We start from the raw sequence: 18,412 nt of genomic DNA, 5'->3' as shown, positions 1-18,412 counted from the left end.
TGGAAAAGGAACTCAAAAGAAAGTGGTTTCTGATACATAGCTATTTGTATAATAAATGTCTTTTTGAGTTTATAAAATCTATGTTTCTATGCATTAAATATTATGACCATGCTTTCGGCATTTTTTGATCTCTTAAAGGAACGAAAGCGATATTATCGTCTTTTTCATCAGAGTTCACGAAGTGACTGAAACGTTTCAGCAATCTTGGATTCTCAATAGCCTGTTTCCATTCGCATTCAAATGTGTTAACCAAAGTCTGCATTTCGGCTTCTAAGGTTTCGCAAATACCTAAACTGTCTTCGATAATTACTTCTTTTAAATAATCTAAACCTCCATCCAGTTTTTCAAGCCAGGTTGATGTTCTGATTAGCGGACCAGCAGTACGGATATAGTACATTAAAAAGCGGTCCATGTATTTAATAACTGTTTCTTTGTCAATTTGCTCAGCCAGTAAAACTGCATGTTTTGGGTTAGCACCACCGTTTCCACAGATGTATAAATTCCAGCCGCCTTCTACCGCAATTAAACCAAAATCTTTTCCTCGGGCCTCGGCACATTCACGAATACAAGCCGAAACTCCTCCTTTTAATTTATGAGGAGAACGAATTCCTTTGTATCTGTTTTCAAGTTCGATGGCAAATCCGGCACTGTCATCCATTCCGTAACGGCACCACGCATTTCCAACACAACTTTTAACAGCTCTAAGAGATTTTCCGTAGGCATGCCCACTTTCAAAACCATTATCGATTAATACTTTCCAAATTTTAGGAAGATCATCCAAATGTGCACCAAATAAATCCACACGTTGTGCTCCTGTTATTTTGGTGTATAAATCAAATTGTTTAGCAACCTCTCCAATTACGATTAATTTCTCGGCAGTAATTTCTCCACCCGCAACTCTTGGCACCACAGAATATGTTCCATTTCTTTGAATGTTCGCCAAAAATCTGTCGTTTGTATCCTGAGTCGTAACGTGTTTATTTGCCGTATCGTTGTAAATACTTGAGAAAATCGAAGCAATTACAGGCTTACAAACCTCACACCCATCACCTTTTCCGTGATGATCGATTACATCATAAAAATTATTGTATTTATTGATTTTAACTAAATCAAACAACTCCTGACGTGTATAGTTAAAGTGTTCGCAGATCACATCTTTTACTTCTTTACCCATAGATTTCTGAGCTGCTTTTACCAAATCAGAAACCATTGGCTTACATCCTCCACAACCTGAAGTCGCTTTGGTCAGTTTTACAACATCTGAAAAACTGGAACAGGTTTCATCTAAAATAGAACAGCAGATGGCGCCTTTAGTTACATTTTCACAAGAACAAATTACAGCAGTATCAGGCAAATCCATTGCTCCTACAGCTGAGCTTTCAGAGCCGTCTCTTGAGCCTAAAATCAAATCTTCAGGGTTTTTCGGCAAGGCCATTCCATTGTTATAAATCTGGAAAAGTGAATTATAATCACTTGAATCACCCACTAAAATTCCGCCTAATAAGGTTTTAGAATCTTTAGTTACATTGATTCTTTTGTAAACTCCGGATAATTTATTTTCATAAATAATAGCGGTTACCTCATCATTTTCGATAAAAGGATCACCAAAACTCGCCACTTCAACACCAATCAATTTCAATTGCGTTGACATATCGATGGTTTCTCTCATGGTTTTAGAACCAGAACCATTTAAGATTTGCTCTGCAGCAACATCGGCCATTTCATAACCAGGAGCAACAAGACCATAAATATTTTGATTGTAAAGAGCCACCTCACCGATAGCAAAAATAGAAGGATCTGATGTTTGCATTTGATTGTTTACCACAACTCCGCCACGCAAACCAACTTCAAGTCCCGAAACTCTGGCCAGTTCATCACGCGGTTTGATTCCGGCAGAAATAACCAACATGTCTACTTTTAACAACTCATCATCGGCAAACATCATTCCCGTTATGCATTCTTTTCCATCAATATACTGAGTCGCTTTATTAAGATGGATTCCAATATTTAGTTCTTCAATTTTTGCCTGCAGCATATCACTGGCACCTTTGTCTAATTGTCTTGGCATCAAACGCGGAGCAAATTCCACAACATGAGGATTCAGTCCTAAATCACGAACTGCTTTTGCAGCTTCCAGACCTAATAAACCTCCCCCTAAAACTGCAGCTTCAGTAGCGCCTTTTTGTTTTATTTTTTTAGCATACGCCATAATTGCATCCAGATCTTCAATGGTTCTGTAAACAAAAACGCCTTCTTTTTCTACACCGTCAATTGGCGGCACGAAAGCAGAAGAACCAGTCGCAAGGACTAAGTAATCGTACTTATGCGTTTTTTCTAAATGCGTATGAATTGTTTTTTCTTCTCTGTTAATATCAGTAACTAATTCAGAAGTGTTTAAAGTAATATTATTATCTGCGTACCATTCACTTGTTGACAATGACAAATCATCAGCCGTCTTACCTCCGAAGTATTCACTTAAGTGAACACGATCATAAGCACGTCTTGGTTCTTCCCCAAATACGGTAATCTGATAATTCTCCTGTCCCGATTTTGCTATAAATTTTTCACAGAATTTATAACCTACCATCCCGTTTCCAACTACTATTACTTTAATCATGATTTCTTTAATTAAGTATTACTACGCAAATATAAGTATAAATACTTATATAAAATACTTATTTACGTATTTTTTTATTAAATAGAATTCTTCTAAATACGTAGTTTACCGTACATCATATAAGTAAACAAATTTATCGGCTCATAAGCATTTAATAAATTACTTATCTGTACCATTTTTATTAAATTTGAGTATATGCCTTCATACAAATATTTAGTACTTAGTATAGTCTGGCAAAACCTTTATAAATCTAAATCACGTCGTATGAAAAAGTACTTCAATATATTTATCACATGCTGTTTCTTATATAGCTGTAAATCCATACCCCCTAAAGATTCAAATACTGATACCGCCTACACAAACTCATTAGAAGAAGAGATTACAACTTATTTTAGAGCGACCGGAAACGAACCTTTTTTGGAATTAAAAATTGGAACCGAAAAAATTGTATTTACCTCATTAATACAAGGAAAAGAAAAGCTGATTTTTTTATCCGTTAAATCCATCAGGGCAATGGACGCTAATATTAAAACATACAAAGCCAGCAATGGAGAATCAAATATTATAGTTTCTATACAGCAAATTGAATGTCAGAATTCTATGTCTGGTATAATTTCTCCTTATAAGGTTTCTATTGAAATCAAGAATAGTACAGAAGCCACGTTTCAAAAAATAGAGGGATGTGGAAAATACATTACGGATTATCGCTTACACGATATTTGGGTTTTAGAAGAGTTAAAAGGAAATAAAGTTTTTGCAGCAGATTTTCAAAAAGAATTACCCCGCCTTGAGATTTATGCAGAAGAAAACAGATTTATTGGATTTAGTGGCTGTAACTCAATTAGCGGAAGTTTGTTTTTTGAAAAAGACTTGCTCAGATTCAACAACATCATTTCAACTTTAATGGCGTGTCCGGAAAAAAATAACAAAGAAGATAAGTTTATTAAAGCACTCCAAAACACTACTACTTATTCGATTAAAAACAACCGGCTTTCACTTTCCAGCCCTTCAGGAAAACTTTTGGTATTTAAGAAAGTAGATTAAAGCAAAAAACCCAAATCATCTAAAAAAGACGATTTGGGTTTCATTTATTTTAAAAAATTAAAATTATTTAGCCAGAAATTCTAAAACAGAATCCGTAATAAATTTAATTTGCTCATCATCAAGTTCAGTGTGCATTGGTAATGCGATTACCTCTTTTACCAATTGATTCGTTACCGAAAATTGTTCTTCTTTATAACGTGAATCAGCATAAGCTTTCTGGGAATGTAATGGAATCGGATAATAGATTGCGCATGGAATCCCTTTGTCCAATAAATACTGCATCAGTGCATTTCGGTCTGCATCCAGAATTCTTAACACATATTGATGAAAAACGTGATTATTTTCATTTGCATCAAATTCAGGTGTAACAATCTTCTCATTTCCGGCAAACGCTGCATTGTATCTACTTGCTGCTAAACGTCGTGCCGAATTGTATTGATCCAAAAGAGGCAGTTTTGCATTTAGAACCCCCGCCTGAATACTATCCAAACGTGAATTAACCCCCACAACATCATGATGGTAGCGTTCATACATTCCGTGATTTACAATTCCACGTATAATATGCGCCAATTTATCGTCATTTGTAAAAATTGCTCCTCCGTCTCCGTAGCAGCCTAAGTTTTTAGACGGAAAAAACGATGTTGCCGCAACATGGCCAATAGCTCCTACTTTGCTTTTTGCGCCTGATTTCGAAATATAATCAGCCCCTATTGCCTGTGCATTATCTTCAATCACATACAAATTATGTTCTGCCGCAATTTCCATAATCGCATCCATATTGGCAGCACGTCCAAATAAATGAACAGGAACAATTGCTTTTGTTTTTGGTGTGATGGCTTTTTTAACAGCATCAATATCGATATTCATATTATGCAAATCAACATCTACCAAAACAGGCGTTAGTTGCAATAAAGCAATAACTTCAACAGTTGCTGCAAATGTAAAATCGGCAGTAATTACTTCGTCACCGGGTTTTAGATCAAGTCCCATCATCGCAATTTGCAAAGCATCGGTTCCATTTGCGCAGGGAATAACATGTTTTATTCCTAAGTACTCTTCAAGATTTTTCTGGAACTGGTGAACCAAAGGGCCATTTATATAAGTATTCGTATCTAAAACTTCCTGAATTGAAGCATCAACAGTAGATTTTATCTTTTCGTATTGACTTTTTAAGTCAACCATTTGAATTTTTTTCATTTATCTTCTTATTTAAATCTGAAGATCCGGATTTACACCAAAATCTTTAAAACGAACCGCAAAAATAGTTATTTATACCTTCAAACAATGAAAATAGTTGAAAGAAACGTATTTTAGCACCAAAATTAAACAGATGCTTTTTCTATACAATTTACTCATTATAATTACTGGTTTTTTTCTTAAAATAATAGCACTTTTCAGCCCGAAAATGAAACTATTTATTGATGGCCGAAAAAATGTTTTTGCACTTTTAAAAGAAAAAATAAATCCTGAAGACAAAACAATCTGGTTTCATTCGGCTTCATTAGGTGAATACGAGCAAGGCCTTCCTGTTATTGAAAAAATTAAAGAAAAATATCCGGCACATAAAATCATTGTTACCTTTTTTTCGCCTTCAGGTTATGAAGTCCGAAAAAACAATAACGTCGCTGATATAACCATCTACCTCCCTCTGGACACGAAGAGCAACGCAAAACAGTTTTTAAAATTAGTTCATCCAGAATTGGCATTCTTTATAAAGTATGAATTCTGGCTTAATTACTTAAACGAACTAAAAAAATTAAAAACCCCTACTTATCTGATTTCAGGAATCTTTAGAGACAATCAAATGTTCTTTAAATGGTATGGCGGGTTTTACAGAAAAGCGCTGGAAACTTTTACTTACTTTTTCGTTCAGAACGAAAATTCTAAAATAAAAATTGAGACAATTGGGTTTCAAAACATAATTGTTTCAGGCGACACCCGATTTGATAGGGTAAATGCTATTTTAGAAAGAGATAATTCACTTGAATTTATTGAGGCATTCAAAAAAAATCAGCCAACAATAATTATTGGAAGTTCCTGGCCAAAAGATGAGACAATATTAATTGAATATATCAATCAGGCAGCTGCAAGTGTGAAATTTATCTTAGCCCCTCACAATATAAAAGCAGAACAAATTGAAAATCTAAAAAAAGCCATTACAAAACAAACCGTTTTATTTTCTGAAAAGGAAAACAAAAATTTAGCTGATTACAATGTTTTCATAATTGACACAGTTGGTCTATTAACTAAAATTTACAGCTATGGAACTATCGCTTATGTGGGTGGCGGTTTTGGAAATTCTGGTATTCATAATATCTTAGAACCGGCAACATTTGGAATTCCAATTGTTATTGGGCCCAATTATTCGAAATTTGCTGAAGCTATTGAATTGGTGAACATTGGCGGATGTATGGTGGTTTCAGATAAAGAAGAATTAAAACAAATCTTTGACCGTTTACTTTCTGATCAAAATTTCCTAAGCGAAAAAGGCAAAATTTGCAGATCTTACATACAGAACAATAAAGGAGCAACAAGTACAATTATAAATACCATCTCCTAACATTTAAAGTAAATTTACTGTTCGATTATACTGTTTAAAAGCATTACAAATGATTTTCTACAATAAAAAATAATTAGTAAATACCAAACAAATTGCAATGACCAATATTCAAAACACAGAAATGGTTTCATAATCTTCATTAAAAAACAAAATTTACAAAAAATTCAACAAATAATTAAACAACAACACTTGTGGCATATTATTTGATAAATAAAACCATCGAGTGACAAAGGAAAATATTTAAAAAAAAAAATAAAAAAATATTTTACGTATTAAAAAATTTATATCTTTGCCTCGAATTAATAATTAACCTTTTATAATAAAGTAAGATGAAAAAAGTATTTTTAAGTTTAGCTGTTGTTGCTGTTTTAACTGTTGTATCTTGTAAAAAAGCTGACGCTGCTGCTGATGCTACTGCTACTGATTCTTCAGCTGTAGCTGTTGATTCTGCTGCTGCTGTAGTTGATTCTGCTGCTGCAACTGTTGATTCTGCTGCTGCAACTGTTGATTCTGCTGCTGCAAAAGTTGAAGAAGCTGCTAAAGAAGTAAAAAAATAATTAGAACTAAGTTCTGAAAATTTTAAAACCATCCAAGAGATGGTTTTTTTTTGATCAAATTCTAAATATTTGATAAATAAAAAAAAGCGTTTGTTTGACAAACGCTTTTTTTTATTCCTCTTCCATAACCTCCATTACCGCCTCGTCTTCAAAAATAGATTCATTCGAAGAAAAATCTAAAATCTCTGCTTTTGAAGCATACAAAACAATCTCCTTTATCCCTTTCTGCAAAAGCAATTCTGTTGTGTATTTTCGACTTGTTGCAAAATGAACATCCCCTAACATCAGTTTAAAGAAATACTTACCTCCAGAGCCCTTAAATTTTAAAAACTTAGCCTGCTCAGTATTTAGTTTAAACTTCTCAATATCCTCCTCACATTCAAACTTCAACTCATAACTCAAACTTGTAAAGATCACCTTTCCTTTTCTGGAAGTAAACACAAATTTATATTCATCATTAAACCGCCTGCTAATTACAAAAGCACCCATTTATAAAATTTAGATTGTTGATTCAGATTTTTAAAACTCTCTTACATAAATTTACTTAGTAAATTTATTACCTGCAAGTTTGCAGCATAAAAAAAGCCTCTTCAAAAAGAAGAGGCTTTAGTACTCAGAGCGGGACTTGAACCCGCACGAACATTGCTGTTCACTGGATTTTAAGTCCAGCGTGTCTACCAATTTCACCATCCGAGCAATAATACTTTTTAATGTTTTTTTAGCTAATTTTTTTAAAAAAATTAATCAAACATAACACCATCTAAGCATTGTATGATTTTGAGCGAAAAACGGGGCTCGAACCCGCGACCTCGACCTTGGCAAGGTCGCGCTCTACCAACTGAGCTATTTTCGCGTTTCAAATTTTATTAAGAACAGCAACACTTGTTCTGTATTGCGAGTGCAAATTTAGGACATTTATTCAATTAAACAAGCCTTTTTTCAAAAAAAATCACACTTATTTTATAACTTTCTGATAACCTAAACTTTAAATCTGAAATTATTTCTTAACCAGCATTCGCTTAATCTCATTCAGCTTCATTAATGCTTCAACCGGAGTAATCGCATTTATATCAAGATTCATAATCTCTTCTTTTATCTCTTCCAATAAAGGATCATCCAGATTAAAGAAACTCATCTGCATTTCATCATTTGCAGATTTGATTCCGTTTAAGGCATCGCTGGAATGGTTTTTCTCCAGTTTTTTCAGAAGTTTTTGTGCCTTCGAAATTACCAGTTGCGGCATCCCGGCCATTTTTGCTACATGGATACCAAAACTATGTGCACTGCCTCCTTTTACGAGTTTACGAATAAAAAGAACCGTATCTTTTAATTCTTTCACTGCAACATTGTAATTCTGAATCCTTGGCAGCGATTCTGTCATTTCATTTAATTCATGATAATGCGTAGCAAACAATGTCTTAGCTCTTCCCGGATGCTCATGCAAAAATTCGGCAATCGCCCAGGCAATCGAAATTCCGTCATAAGTACTCGTTCCGCGCCCGATTTCATCCAATAAAACCAAACTCCTGTCTGAGATATTATTCAGGATCGAAGCAGTTTCATTCATCTCTACCATAAAAGTAGATTCACCCATTGAAATATTATCTGAAGCCCCAACTCTGGTAAAAATTTTATCTACAATTCCCATTCTCACGCTGTCTGCAGGCACAAAGCTTCCCATTTGAGCCAGAAGCACAATTAGCGCCGTTTGCCTCAATATAGCCGATTTACCAGACATATTTGGGCCTGTAATCATAATAACCTGCTGCACATCCCTGTCCAGATACACATCATTCGCAATATAAGGAGTTCCAACTGGTAGTTGTTTCTCGATAACTGGATGTCTTCCATTTTTGATATCCAATTCAAACGTCTCATCAATTTCGGGACACACATAGTTATTTTCTACGGCAAGCTGAGTAAAAGAACATAAACAATCCAATTGCGCCACCAGAAAAGCATTCATTTGAACGGGTTTGATATAAGTTGCAATCCAGGCTACCAATTGTTCAAAAAGGTCAGTTTCAATTTTATGAATTCTTTCTTCAGCACCTAAAATTTTTGTTTCGTATTCCTTTAGTTCTTCTGTAATATAACGTTCGGCATTTACCAAAGTCTGTTTACGAATCCATTCTTCAGGAACTTTATCCTTATGAGTATTTCGTACTTCAATATAATATCCGAAAACATTATTAAAAGAAATTTTCAAAGAGGAGATTCCGGTTCTCTCCGACTCTCTTTTCTCAATTCCTTCCAAAAATTCTTTTCCTGAAGTTGAAATAGCACGCAGCTCGTCTAATTCTTCACTAATCCCTTTTGCAATTGCATTTCCTTTTGCAATCGCAACAGGCGCATCCTGATTTAAAGTGACTTTGATTTTTTCCCTCAGCAAATCACAGGCATGCAGACTATCCCCAATAACCTTTACAGCTTCCTGTGGGCTTTCGAGTGCCAAAGTTTTAATTGGAATAATAGCATCAAGGGATTCTCTTAAATAGACAATTTCGCGAGGTGAAACTTTTCCGGCAGCGATTTTAGAAATCAAACGTTCCAGATCTGAAATTTGTTTGATTTGGTATTGAATATTATGGAGAATTTCAGGATTAGATTTCAAATATGCAACCACATCATGACGCCCTTTTATTTTATTGGCATCTTTTAACGGAAGTGCCAGCCAGCGTTTTAACAGTCGGCCACCCATTGGTGAAAGCGTACGGTCTATCACATCCAAAAGTGTTACTGCGTTTGGATTATAACTGTGATACAATTCTAAATTTCTGATGGTGAAACGATCCATCCAAACGTAAGCATCTTCAGCAATACGCTGAATCGCCGTGATATGCTGTACGCGATTATGCTGCGTTTCGGACAAATAATACAATATAGCTCCGGAAGCAATAATTCCTTCTTTTAATTCTTCAACTCCAAAACCTTTTAAAGAAACGGTCTGAAAATGTTTTGTCAGTGTCTCCAGGGCATAATCTTCCTTATAAATCCAGTCTTCCAGATAAAAACTGTGAAAATCATCCCCAAAAGCATCCATAAATTCGGTTTTACAGGTTTTAGGAACAAGGACTTCACTCGGATTAAAATTCTGCAGTAATTTATCAATATATTCGGCATTTCCCTGAGCGGTTAAAAACTCGCCTGTTGAAACATCCAAAAATGAAACCCCGATATTTTTATTGGCAAAATAAACTGAGGCCAGAAAGTTATTTGTTTTAGACTGTAAAACCTCATCGTTCAAAGAAACTCCCGGCGTTACCAATTCTGTAACTCCGCGTTTCACGATTGTTTTGGTCATTTTAGGATCTTCAAGCTGATCACAGATCGCAACACGAAGTCCGGCTTTTACTAATTTAGGCAGATAAGTATTGATAGAGTGATGCGGAAAACCCGCCAGAGCAGTTTCAGTATCAGAACCAGCACCTCTTTTCGTTAATGTTATTCCGAGGATTTTAGATGCCCTGATAGCGTCTTCACCAAATGTTTCATAAAAATCGCCTACCCTGAAAAGCAGACATGCATCCGGATATTTCCTCTTGATTTCATTGTACTGTTTCATCAAAGGTGTCTCTTTAACCACTTTCTCTTTAGCTGCCAAATTATTTGTATTTTAAATGAAAAATTAAGACAGCGAATTTATGATTTTTTGAAGGAATATAGAAGGCTTCAAAAATTAAAATATTTTAAGAAATTTTTAAGCACAGATATCAGAATTTTACATAGATTTGTTTCATCATTAAAAACAAAGACACTTTAAAGATGAAAAAAATAATTTTATTCGCTATGTTAGCTGTAGCTGGTATTACAGCTTCTAATGCTCAAACTACTAAAAAGGCTGCTACAGCAAAAGCTGCTAAAGTTCAGGGAGCCGGAATGGTTTTTGAAAACGAAACAATTGATTACGGAACTATCGCTCACAATGCTGATGGTAACCGTCAGTTTGTATTTGTAAACAACGGAACAAAACCATTGATTATTACTAATACTCAGGGATCTTGTGGATGTACAGTACCTACTACACCAAAAGAACCAATTGCTCCGGGAGCTAAAGGTGTAATTGGTGTAAAATATGCTACTGACAGAGTTGGTGCTTTTACAAAAACTGTAACTGTTACTTCTAATGCTGAAGGGCAGCCAACAAAAACTTTAACTATTAAAGGTACAGTTTTACCAGATCCTGTAAAAAGCTAATCTGAACAATAAAATAATCGAAAAAGCTTCCTTATCTTTGGAAGCTTTTTTTATGACCATAATTGAACTCCATGAGAAAACTTGAAAATAGTGAACTAGACAGAAAATCGATTGCTGATTTTAAAAAATCAGAGAAAACACCCCTGATTTTAGTGTTAGATGATATTCGGAGTTTACACAACATCGGATCAGTATTTAGAACTGCTGATGCCTTTCTGGTAGAGAAAATAATTTTGTGCGGCATTACAGCTTCACCTCCAAATAAAGAAATCCACAAAACAGCTCTTGGCGCTACTGAAACTGTTGCCTGGGAACACCATGAAAATGTTTTGGAAGTGATTGAAAACCTAAAAAAAGAAAAGATAGTAACTCTTGCTATTGAACAAGTAGAAAGTGCTATTTTTCTCCAGGATTTTAAAGTAGAGAAGAATCAGAAATATGCTTTAGTTTTCGGAAATGAAGTATATGGAGTTGCACAGGAAGCCGTAGCAATTTGCGATGGATGCATTGAAATTCCGCAATTAGGCACAAAGCATTCTTTAAATATAGCAGTAAGTGCAGGGATTGTTGTTTGGGATTTATTTAAAAAAATTAGCTTTATTTAAATATTTGCAGATAATCTGATTGACAAATTTTATAATTATTTGATTACTTTCTGAATTTCATTCAGTATAAAAAGATAATCTTCATGTTTCTTTACAAAATCACGATCTGAAACATCAATGATCAAAACATTCAAATCGGTTTGGGATTTAATATATTCTAAATAGCCGTTATTGATTTTATCCAAATATTCAGCTGAAATATTTTGTTCATAACTTCGGCCTCGTTTTTTAATGTTTTGAAGCAGTCTGCTTGTATTCTGATATAAATAAACGTACAAATCCGGCTTTGGCATTTCTTTATAAATGATATCAAACAAGTTTCGGTACAGGCGATACTCATCTTCAGCAAGTGTAATCTTTGCAAAAATCAGCGACTTAAAAATATGATAATCGGCAATTACGAAATCTTTAAATAAATCAAACTGCGCCAAATCATCAGACAATTGCTGATAACGATCCGCCAGAAAAGACATCTCTAACGGAAAGGCATATCGGTTCTGATCTTTATAAAATTTTGGCAAAAACGGATTATCTGCAAATCGTTCCAAAACGGTTTTTGCATTAAAATCTTCAGCGATTTTTTGTACCAGAGTGGTTTTTCCTGCACCAATATTTCCCTCAAAGGCGATATAGTTAAATTGTTCCAGCGGGATTTCTTCCAATGGATTTTTTAAATCCTGAACGACTGTACAAACGCTGTCATCTGGAGTAATGGCAATTAATTCGGAAACTGTTTTTTGAAGAGCCGGGTGTTTCCAGTTCAATTTCAAATCCTGCATCGGCAATAAAACAAACTTCCGGTTTTGCATCAGCGGATGCGGAATCTGTAACTTTTCTGTTTCAATTATCTGATCGTCAAAAACAATCAGATCAACATCAATAATCCGGGATTGATATCCTTGTTGATCCGTACGTATCCGGCCTAAGTGTTTTTCTACTTTCAGCACCTGACTGAGTATCTTTTGTGCTGAAGAATTACTGTGCAAAAGCAATGCACAATTATAAAAAGCATCACTTTCAAAACCCCACGCAGGCGTCTCATATAATTTTGAAACCTGAATTACAGTCCCAATCTCCTGATGTATCAAATTAATACAACTTTGGATATTCTCCAACCGGTTTCCCTGATTGCTGCCTATAGATAATACGACCTGATGCTGTGATTTCATAATTAATGCAAATTAACTAAAACTATTTTAGAATTAGCAATATATTTGTGTAACGGGTTCAAAAGTGAATTCGATTTGTTTGTCAAAAAATGTGTAACGAAACGTCTGTTTTAGCTACTTATTAAAAAAATATATTTATGAAATTCTTAGGAAATGTAGTTGCCACTGTAATTGGTATTTTTGTTTTTATCATGTTATTCTTTTTTGGAGTAATACTTATCGGAACTATTTTTGGAGGTGACGACAGCGTATCAGTAAAGGCTGATTCGGTTATTGAATTAGATTTAAAAGGAATCAATAATGACTACGCCGGAAAATTTACAGACCCTTGGGTAACGCAATTCTCAAAAGATGGAAAAATTGGTTTAACGGATGTAGTCAATGCTATTGAAGCGGCAAAAACCGATGATAAAATTAAAGGGATTTCGATACTAAACGATGAGTCTTCCTTAGGACTGGCACAATATAAAGCTTTGAGAGATGCGTTGGAAAGTTTCAAAAAATCAGGCAAATTTGTCTGGGCTTATGCCAATACGTATTCTCAAAAAGAATATTATCTGAACTCCGTGGCCAACACCATTTATCTGAATCCTGTTGGTGACCTTGACTTTAAAGGACTTTCTTCTGAAGTAATGTTCTTTAAGGATTTTCAGGAAAAAACAGGTATTCATATGGAAGTCATTCGCCATGGAAAATACAAAAGCGCTGTTGAGCCTTTTCTTGAAAACAAAATGAGCGATGCCAACAGAGAGCAGATTACCGCTCTTTTAAATTCGATTTGGTCAACTGTTGTAACTGATATTTCAAAAAGCCGCAATATTCCTGTTTCTAAATTAAACGAAATTGCAAACGGATTATTAGCACGGACTCCAGAAATGGCAAAAACTCAGCATTTGGTTGATATTGTAGCTTATGAAGATGTGTATCACAATGCCATAAAAAAAGCTTTAAAGGTAACCGGCGATGAGGAGTATAACAAAATATCCATTTCAGATTATACACAAAATTACATCACTACAGCTTTGACCAATACTGCAACCGATGAGATTGCAATAATCTACGCTCAGGGTGAAATTGGAAGCGGTGAAGGTGATGTGAATCAAATTGGTGAAGGGTCGATGCGCCGTTCATTAAAAGAAGCGAGAGAAAATGAAGATGTAAAAGCCATTGTTTTAAGAATTGACAGTCCAGGCGGAAGTGCGCTGACATCTGATTTGATCTGGAGAGAAATTGAGATTACAAAGAAAGTAAAACCTGTAGTGGTTTCTATGGGTAATTATGCTGCATCGGGTGGTTATTACATTGCCTGTAATGCGAATAAAATTTTTGCTGAAAAAAACACAATCACAGGTTCAATTGGCGTTTTTGGAGTTTTGCCGAATTTCAGTCCATTGGCAAACAAGTTAGGAATCAATACCGAGCAGGTAAAAACGCATGAAAACTCGGCTAATTACAGCCCGTTTGTACCAGTGGATGAAAATTTCAAAGCCTTTACATTAGAAAGTGTTGAGAACATTTACAATACTTTCGTAACCCACGTTGCCGAAGGCCGAAAAATGACTTTTACACAAGTAGATGCAATTGCCCAGGGAAGAGTGTGGTCAGGTTCTGAAGCTTTAAAAATTGGTTTAGTGGATAAAATTGGCGGTCTCAATGATGCTATTGCCGAAGCAGCCAAAATTGCCAAAATAAAATCCTACAGTACACAAAATTATCCCGAATATGAGAAGAATTTAAATGATCTTCTGTCAGGTCTTCCATTTGCTCAGTCTAAAGAAACTTTCATAAAAGAAGAAATTGGCGAAGAGAATTATTTACTTATTGAGCACATCAAAAGACTTCAAAAATTAAAAGGCGCCCAGGCCATAATGCCGTATAGCATCAACATTAAATAATTTCAAAAAATGAATAAAATAATTCTTCTTCTTACCGTTTTTATTCTAAGTTTTGTTAGTGCACAGGATAAAAAAGAAATCACATTTAAGGAGTCTCCGATTGTCTTAAAAATAAATATCGATCAGTTGCACGGCACCCTGACTGTTCCGGATGTATCCAAAAAATGTCCGGTTGCCTTAATAATAGCCGGTTCGGGACCAACAGACAGAAACGGAAATAATCCGATGATGAAAAACAATTCGTTAAAAATGCTAGCCGAAGTTTTAGCAAAAAACGGAATTGCATCATTACGTTATGATAAAAGAGGAATTGCTGAAAGCAAAGCAGCTGCCCCTTCAGAAGCAGGTCTGGTTTTTGAAAATTATACTGAAGATGCAAAAAGCTGGATTAATTTACTAAAACAAGACAAACGTTTTTCTAAAGTAATTGTAATTGGTCATAGCGAAGGATCATTAATTGGAATGATTGCCGGAGCAAAAGCAGACAAATTTATCTCAATTGCCGGGGCAGGTGATGCAGCCGATAAAATTTTAAAGACACAAATTTCTTCCAAAGGAATGAAGCAGATTGAAGATATGACTTTTCCTGTTATCGACAGCCTGAAGAACGGCAAAACAGTAAAAAATGTCGACCCAATGCTTAATTCGCTTTTCAGACCCGCTATCCAGCCTTACTTAATTTCGTGGTTCAAATACAATCCGCAGACAGAAATAAAGAAACTTTCAATTCCGGTTTTAATTCTACAGGGAAACAAAGATCTGCAGGTAACCGTACAGGATGCTGAAAATTTATCCAAAGCCAATCCAAATTCTGAATTGCTAATCATTGACAAAATGAATCATATACTGAAAGTTATTGAAGGCGACCAGCAGGCCAATTTTGAAAGTTATAATAATGAAACACTCCCGATTTCTGAAACTCTGACTTCCAAAATAGTTTCATTTATTCAGAAATGACAATAAAAATTAAATTAAATCCGTTTGAAATAATAAACTCAAACGGATTTTTTTATTGAATTTATCAAAAAATTACAAAAAAGCTCCGGTATAAAAAGCTATTTTTGCTATAATCATTTATCATTTTTGTCTATTCAAACCCCAAATATTAAATAGTTATGTTAAAGAAAATTTTAAAAATCACAGGAATTGTACTTGTAGTTCTAGTTGCTGCACTATTTGCTGTTCCGTATCTTTTCAAAGATCAGATCAAAGCTAAAATTGCCGAAGCCATCAACAAAAGCGTCGATGCAAAAGTAAGTTTTGCTGACGCAGATTTAAGTTTGTTTAAAAACTTTCCAAACGCGAATGTTTCGATTGAAAAGCTGTTGATCATCAACAAAGCTCCTTTTGAAGGAGATACTTTGGTTTCCTTAGGGGAACTGGATTTAAAAATGAGCATCAAGGAACTTTTTAAAGGAAAAGAAGAACCGTTGAACATTGAAGGAATCAGTTCCCAAAATGGTTTAATTAATATTATTTTCAATAAAGACGGAGTTGGGAACTTTGATATCGCTTTGAAAGATGAAAAAGAAACCAAATCAGATGGCAAAAGCGATCCTCTTTCTTTAAAAATCCAAAATTATAAAATTGAAAATTTCACTTTCAGATATATCGATCAGGGTTCAAAAATAAAAATGGTAATCGACAGCCTGAATCACGAAGGGACAGGAGATTTTACCAATTCAAAACTTGATCTGACTACAAAATCTACAGCCAACGTTTCTTTGGACATGGATAAAATGAATTATCTTAAAAATGTAAAGCTGACTCTGGATGCTGTTTTAGGGATTGATTTAGAGCAAAGCAAATACACTTTTAAAGAAAACAAAGCTTTAATCAATCAGCTGCCTTTAGAGTTTGACGGTTTTATTCAAATGGCTGAAAAAGCGCAGATTTATGATTTGAAATTCAAAACCCCAACATCATCGTTCACCAATTTCTTAGGATTAATTCCTTCAGCGTATGCTGCAAGTCTTGATGGCGTTAAAACAACCGGGGATTTTACCGTTGTTGGTTTTGCTAAAGGAGAACTGACAGACACAACGGTTCCAAAATTCAATATTGCGATTGCATCTAATAATGCTTCATTCCAATATCCTAACTTACCAAAATCAGTTCAGAATATCGTAATTGATACCAAAATCATCAATGAAACCGGTATTTTGAACGACACTTATGTAAACCTGGACAAACTTTCGTTTAGAATTGATCAGGATGTTTTCAGTGCAAAAGCGAATGTAAAAAACGTAACCGTAAATCCTATTGTTGATGCCGCTTTAAAAGGAACCATCAATTTGGCCAATCTTTCAAAAGCATATCCAATCAAACTGGATAAACCTTTGGCAGGTATTTTAAAAGCGGATGTAACTACCAACTTTGATATGGCTTCTGTAGAAAAAAGCCAGTATCAAAACATCAAAAATGCAGGAACAATGAGTCTGTCCGGATTTAAATATACAGATGAGAATAACAAATCGATGAACATAAGCACAGCAATGGTGGAGTTCAACCCAAGTAAAATTAACTTAAAACAGTTTAATGCCACTACCGGAAGAAGTGATATTGCTATTAATGGGATTTTGGAGAATTTCTATGGTTTTATGTTTAAGAAACAAGAACTGAAAGGAAACTTCAATATGAGTTCAAACCAATTAGCTGTTGATGATTTTATGACTTCCCGAGAACCTGCAAAAGCTACAACTGCAGGTGGTGAAGCAAAAACTGAAACAAAAACGGCTGCAAAACCTGCAGACGCAATGAAAATTCCTGCGTTTTTAAATTGCACTTTAAATGCAAAAGCAAATACTGTTTTATATGATAATTTAAAACTGACTGCGGTTTCAGGAAAATTAATCATTAAAGATGAAAAAGCCACTTTAGAAAATTTCAAAACTTCTATTTTTGGTGGATCTATCGGTTTGACCGGAACGGTTTCCACGAAAACAAAAGTTCCTACTTTTGATATGAATTTAGGTTTCAATCAGGTTGATATTGCCCAGACTTTTACGCAACTGGATATGATGAAAAAAATTGCGCCAATTGCAGGAATTATTAATGGTAAACTGAATTCGACAATTAAATTAAATGGAAATCTAGATGCGAAGGAACTGACTCCAAACCTAGCTTCCATTTCTGGTGATTTATTAGGGCAATTGCTTTCAACAACTGTAAATGCCAAAAATTCGACTTTATTGAATTCTTTGAGTTCGAAAGTAAATTTTATTGATGTCAATAAACTGAATCTGAATGACCTGAAAATGGCCTTATCTTTTGAAGATGGCAAAGTAAAAGTAAAACCATTTGACATTAAATATCAGGATATTAAAGTTACTGTTGACGGAACTCACGGTTTTGATCAAACCATGAATTATAATTTAAAGTTAGATGTTCCTGCCAAATATTTAGGCAAGGAGGCAAATGCTTTTCTTTCTAAATTATCGCCTGCTGATGCCGCAAAACTGGAAAATATTCCAATTTCAGGTTTGATAACGGGTAATTTTTCAAACCCAAAAGTGGCTATTGATACTAAAACAGCGGTTAATAATCTTACCAGTCAGGTGGTAAGTCAACAAAAAGAAAAATTAACACAAAAAGGTGCTGCTGCACTTAACGATTTACTCAACAAAAACAGTAAATCAAAAGACACTACAAAAACCGATGCTGAAAATAAGGCAAAGACGAATGAAGAAGTCAAAGCTAAAGCCAGCGATTTATTAAATGGTTTGTTTAAAAAGAAAAAATAATCAATAAGAAAGGTCAATCGGATTA

The 18,412-nt window shown here is 34.7% G+C and carries 13 protein-coding genes and 2 tRNA genes; 8 read left to right on the top strand and 7 right to left on the bottom strand.

Annotated features, from left to right (window positions below; genetic code table 11):
- Positions 1–100: 100 nt before the first annotated feature.
- A complete protein-coding gene (gene nirB, locus K8B81_RS19070) occupies positions 101–2,617 on the bottom strand; it encodes a nitrite reductase large subunit NirB (RefSeq protein ID WP_223683138.1) in 2,517 nt (838 codons plus the stop codon).
- Positions 2,618–2,881: 264 nt separating this feature from the next.
- On the opposite strand from nirB, the gene K8B81_RS19065 reads away from it, so the two are divergent.
- A complete protein-coding gene (locus K8B81_RS19065; protein WP_223683137.1) occupies positions 2,882–3,661 on the top strand; it encodes an META domain-containing protein in 780 nt (259 codons plus the stop codon).
- 63 nt (positions 3,662–3,724) lie between these two features.
- Here K8B81_RS19065 and K8B81_RS19060 read toward each other — a convergent pair whose 3' ends face one another.
- Entirely contained in the window at positions 3,725–4,858 is a 1,134-nt protein-coding gene (locus tag K8B81_RS19060; protein WP_223683136.1) for a DegT/DnrJ/EryC1/StrS family aminotransferase, read from the bottom strand.
- Positions 4,859–4,991: 133 nt separating this feature from the next.
- On the opposite strand from K8B81_RS19060, the gene K8B81_RS19055 reads away from it, so the two are divergent.
- Together K8B81_RS19055 and K8B81_RS19050 are read left to right on the top strand one after the other, a co-directional pair.
- Positions 4,992–6,221, top strand: a complete 1,230-nt coding sequence (locus tag K8B81_RS19055) for a 3-deoxy-D-manno-octulosonic acid transferase (RefSeq protein ID WP_223683135.1) — start codon at positions 4,992–4,994, stop codon at positions 6,219–6,221.
- Positions 6,222–6,550: 329 nt separating this feature from the next.
- Positions 6,551–6,778: a PG1828 family lipoprotein gene (locus tag K8B81_RS19050; protein ID WP_223683134.1), complete on the top strand. Its 228-nt coding sequence runs from the start codon at positions 6,551–6,553 to the stop codon at positions 6,776–6,778.
- 111 nt (positions 6,779–6,889) lie between these two features.
- Here K8B81_RS19050 and K8B81_RS19045 read toward each other — a convergent pair whose 3' ends face one another.
- The 4 genes from K8B81_RS19045 to mutS all read right to left on the bottom strand — a co-directional run bounded on the left by K8B81_RS19045 (position 6,890) and on the right by mutS (position 10,382).
- Positions 6,890–7,267, bottom strand: coding sequence for a DUF1508 domain-containing protein (locus K8B81_RS19045; RefSeq protein ID WP_223683133.1), 378 nt, complete (start codon positions 7,265–7,267; stop codon positions 6,890–6,892).
- A gap of 121 nt (positions 7,268–7,388) precedes the next feature.
- Positions 7,389–7,474, bottom strand: a tRNA-Leu gene (locus K8B81_RS19040).
- Positions 7,475–7,558: 84 nt separating this feature from the next.
- Positions 7,559–7,631, bottom strand: a tRNA-Gly gene (locus tag K8B81_RS19035).
- Between the two features lie 144 nt (positions 7,632–7,775).
- Positions 7,776–10,382: a DNA mismatch repair protein MutS gene (gene mutS, locus K8B81_RS19030; protein WP_223683132.1), complete on the bottom strand. Its 2,607-nt coding sequence runs from the start codon at positions 10,380–10,382 to the stop codon at positions 7,776–7,778.
- 161 nt (positions 10,383–10,543) lie between these two features.
- On the opposite strand from mutS, the gene K8B81_RS19025 reads away from it, so the two are divergent.
- Complete coding sequence (locus K8B81_RS19025) at positions 10,544–10,975, top strand: DUF1573 domain-containing protein (protein ID WP_223683131.1); 432 nt, start codon at positions 10,544–10,546, stop codon at positions 10,973–10,975.
- A 71-nt stretch (positions 10,976–11,046) separates the two neighbouring features.
- A complete protein-coding gene (locus tag K8B81_RS19020; RefSeq protein ID WP_223683130.1) occupies positions 11,047–11,580 on the top strand; it encodes an RNA methyltransferase in 534 nt (177 codons plus the stop codon).
- A gap of 35 nt (positions 11,581–11,615) precedes the next feature.
- Here the strand turns inward: K8B81_RS19020 and folK are convergent, their stop codons facing one another.
- Positions 11,616–12,749 (bottom strand): 2-amino-4-hydroxy-6-hydroxymethyldihydropteridine diphosphokinase, encoded by a 1,134-nt coding sequence (folK, locus tag K8B81_RS19015; RefSeq protein WP_223683129.1) that lies wholly within the window; start codon positions 12,747–12,749, stop codon positions 11,616–11,618.
- 137 nt (positions 12,750–12,886) lie between these two features.
- Here folK and sppA point away from each other — a divergent pair, with 137 nt between their 5' ends.
- The 3 genes from sppA (at position 12,887) to K8B81_RS19000 (ending at position 18,387) form a co-directional block, all read left to right on the top strand.
- Positions 12,887–14,644 (top strand): signal peptide peptidase SppA, encoded by a 1,758-nt coding sequence (gene sppA / locus K8B81_RS19010; protein WP_223683128.1) that lies wholly within the window; start codon positions 12,887–12,889, stop codon positions 14,642–14,644.
- Positions 14,645–14,653: 9 nt separating this feature from the next.
- A complete protein-coding gene (locus tag K8B81_RS19005; protein ID WP_223683127.1) occupies positions 14,654–15,601 on the top strand; it encodes an alpha/beta hydrolase family protein in 948 nt (315 codons plus the stop codon).
- A gap of 158 nt (positions 15,602–15,759) precedes the next feature.
- The gene (locus K8B81_RS19000) at positions 15,760–18,387 is read left to right on the top strand and encodes an AsmA-like C-terminal region-containing protein (protein ID WP_223683126.1); all 2,628 of its coding nucleotides are present in this window, start codon (positions 15,760–15,762) and stop codon (positions 18,385–18,387) included.
- Positions 18,388–18,412: the final 25 nt, after the last annotated feature.

Origin of the sequence: Flavobacterium hibisci, assembly GCF_020026925.1 — a bacterium.
In the GTDB taxonomy this organism is placed as follows: Bacteria; Bacteroidota; Bacteroidia; order Flavobacteriales; family Flavobacteriaceae; genus Flavobacterium; species Flavobacterium hibisci.
The sequence above is the reverse complement of the archived record's forward strand: the minus strand, read 5'-3'. Positions and strand labels throughout refer to the sequence as shown.

Coding starts and splice junctions, on each gene's coding strand:
- nirB (WP_223683138.1), bottom strand. CDS start 2,617: ATGATTAAAGTAATAGTAGTTGGAAACGGGATGGTAGGTTATAAATTC.
- K8B81_RS19065 (WP_223683137.1), top strand. CDS start 2,882: ATGAAAAAGTACTTCAATATATTTATCACATGCTGTTTCTTATATAGC.
- K8B81_RS19060 (WP_223683136.1), bottom strand. CDS start 4,858: ATGAAAAAAATTCAAATGGTTGACTTAAAAAGTCAATACGAAAAGATA.
- K8B81_RS19055 (WP_223683135.1), top strand. CDS start 4,992: ATGCTTTTTCTATACAATTTACTCATTATAATTACTGGTTTTTTTCTT.
- K8B81_RS19050 (WP_223683134.1), top strand. CDS start 6,551: ATGAAAAAAGTATTTTTAAGTTTAGCTGTTGTTGCTGTTTTAACTGTT.
- K8B81_RS19045 (WP_223683133.1), bottom strand. CDS start 7,267: ATGGGTGCTTTTGTAATTAGCAGGCGGTTTAATGATGAATATAAATTT.
- K8B81_RS19025 (WP_223683131.1), top strand. CDS start 10,544: ATGAAAAAAATAATTTTATTCGCTATGTTAGCTGTAGCTGGTATTACA.
- K8B81_RS19020 (WP_223683130.1), top strand. CDS start 11,047: ATGAGAAAACTTGAAAATAGTGAACTAGACAGAAAATCGATTGCTGAT.
- folK (WP_223683129.1), bottom strand. CDS start 12,749: ATGAAATCACAGCATCAGGTCGTATTATCTATAGGCAGCAATCAGGGA.
- sppA (WP_223683128.1), top strand. CDS start 12,887: ATGAAATTCTTAGGAAATGTAGTTGCCACTGTAATTGGTATTTTTGTT.
- K8B81_RS19005 (WP_223683127.1), top strand. CDS start 14,654: ATGAATAAAATAATTCTTCTTCTTACCGTTTTTATTCTAAGTTTTGTT.
- K8B81_RS19000 (WP_223683126.1), top strand. CDS start 15,760: ATGTTAAAGAAAATTTTAAAAATCACAGGAATTGTACTTGTAGTTCTA.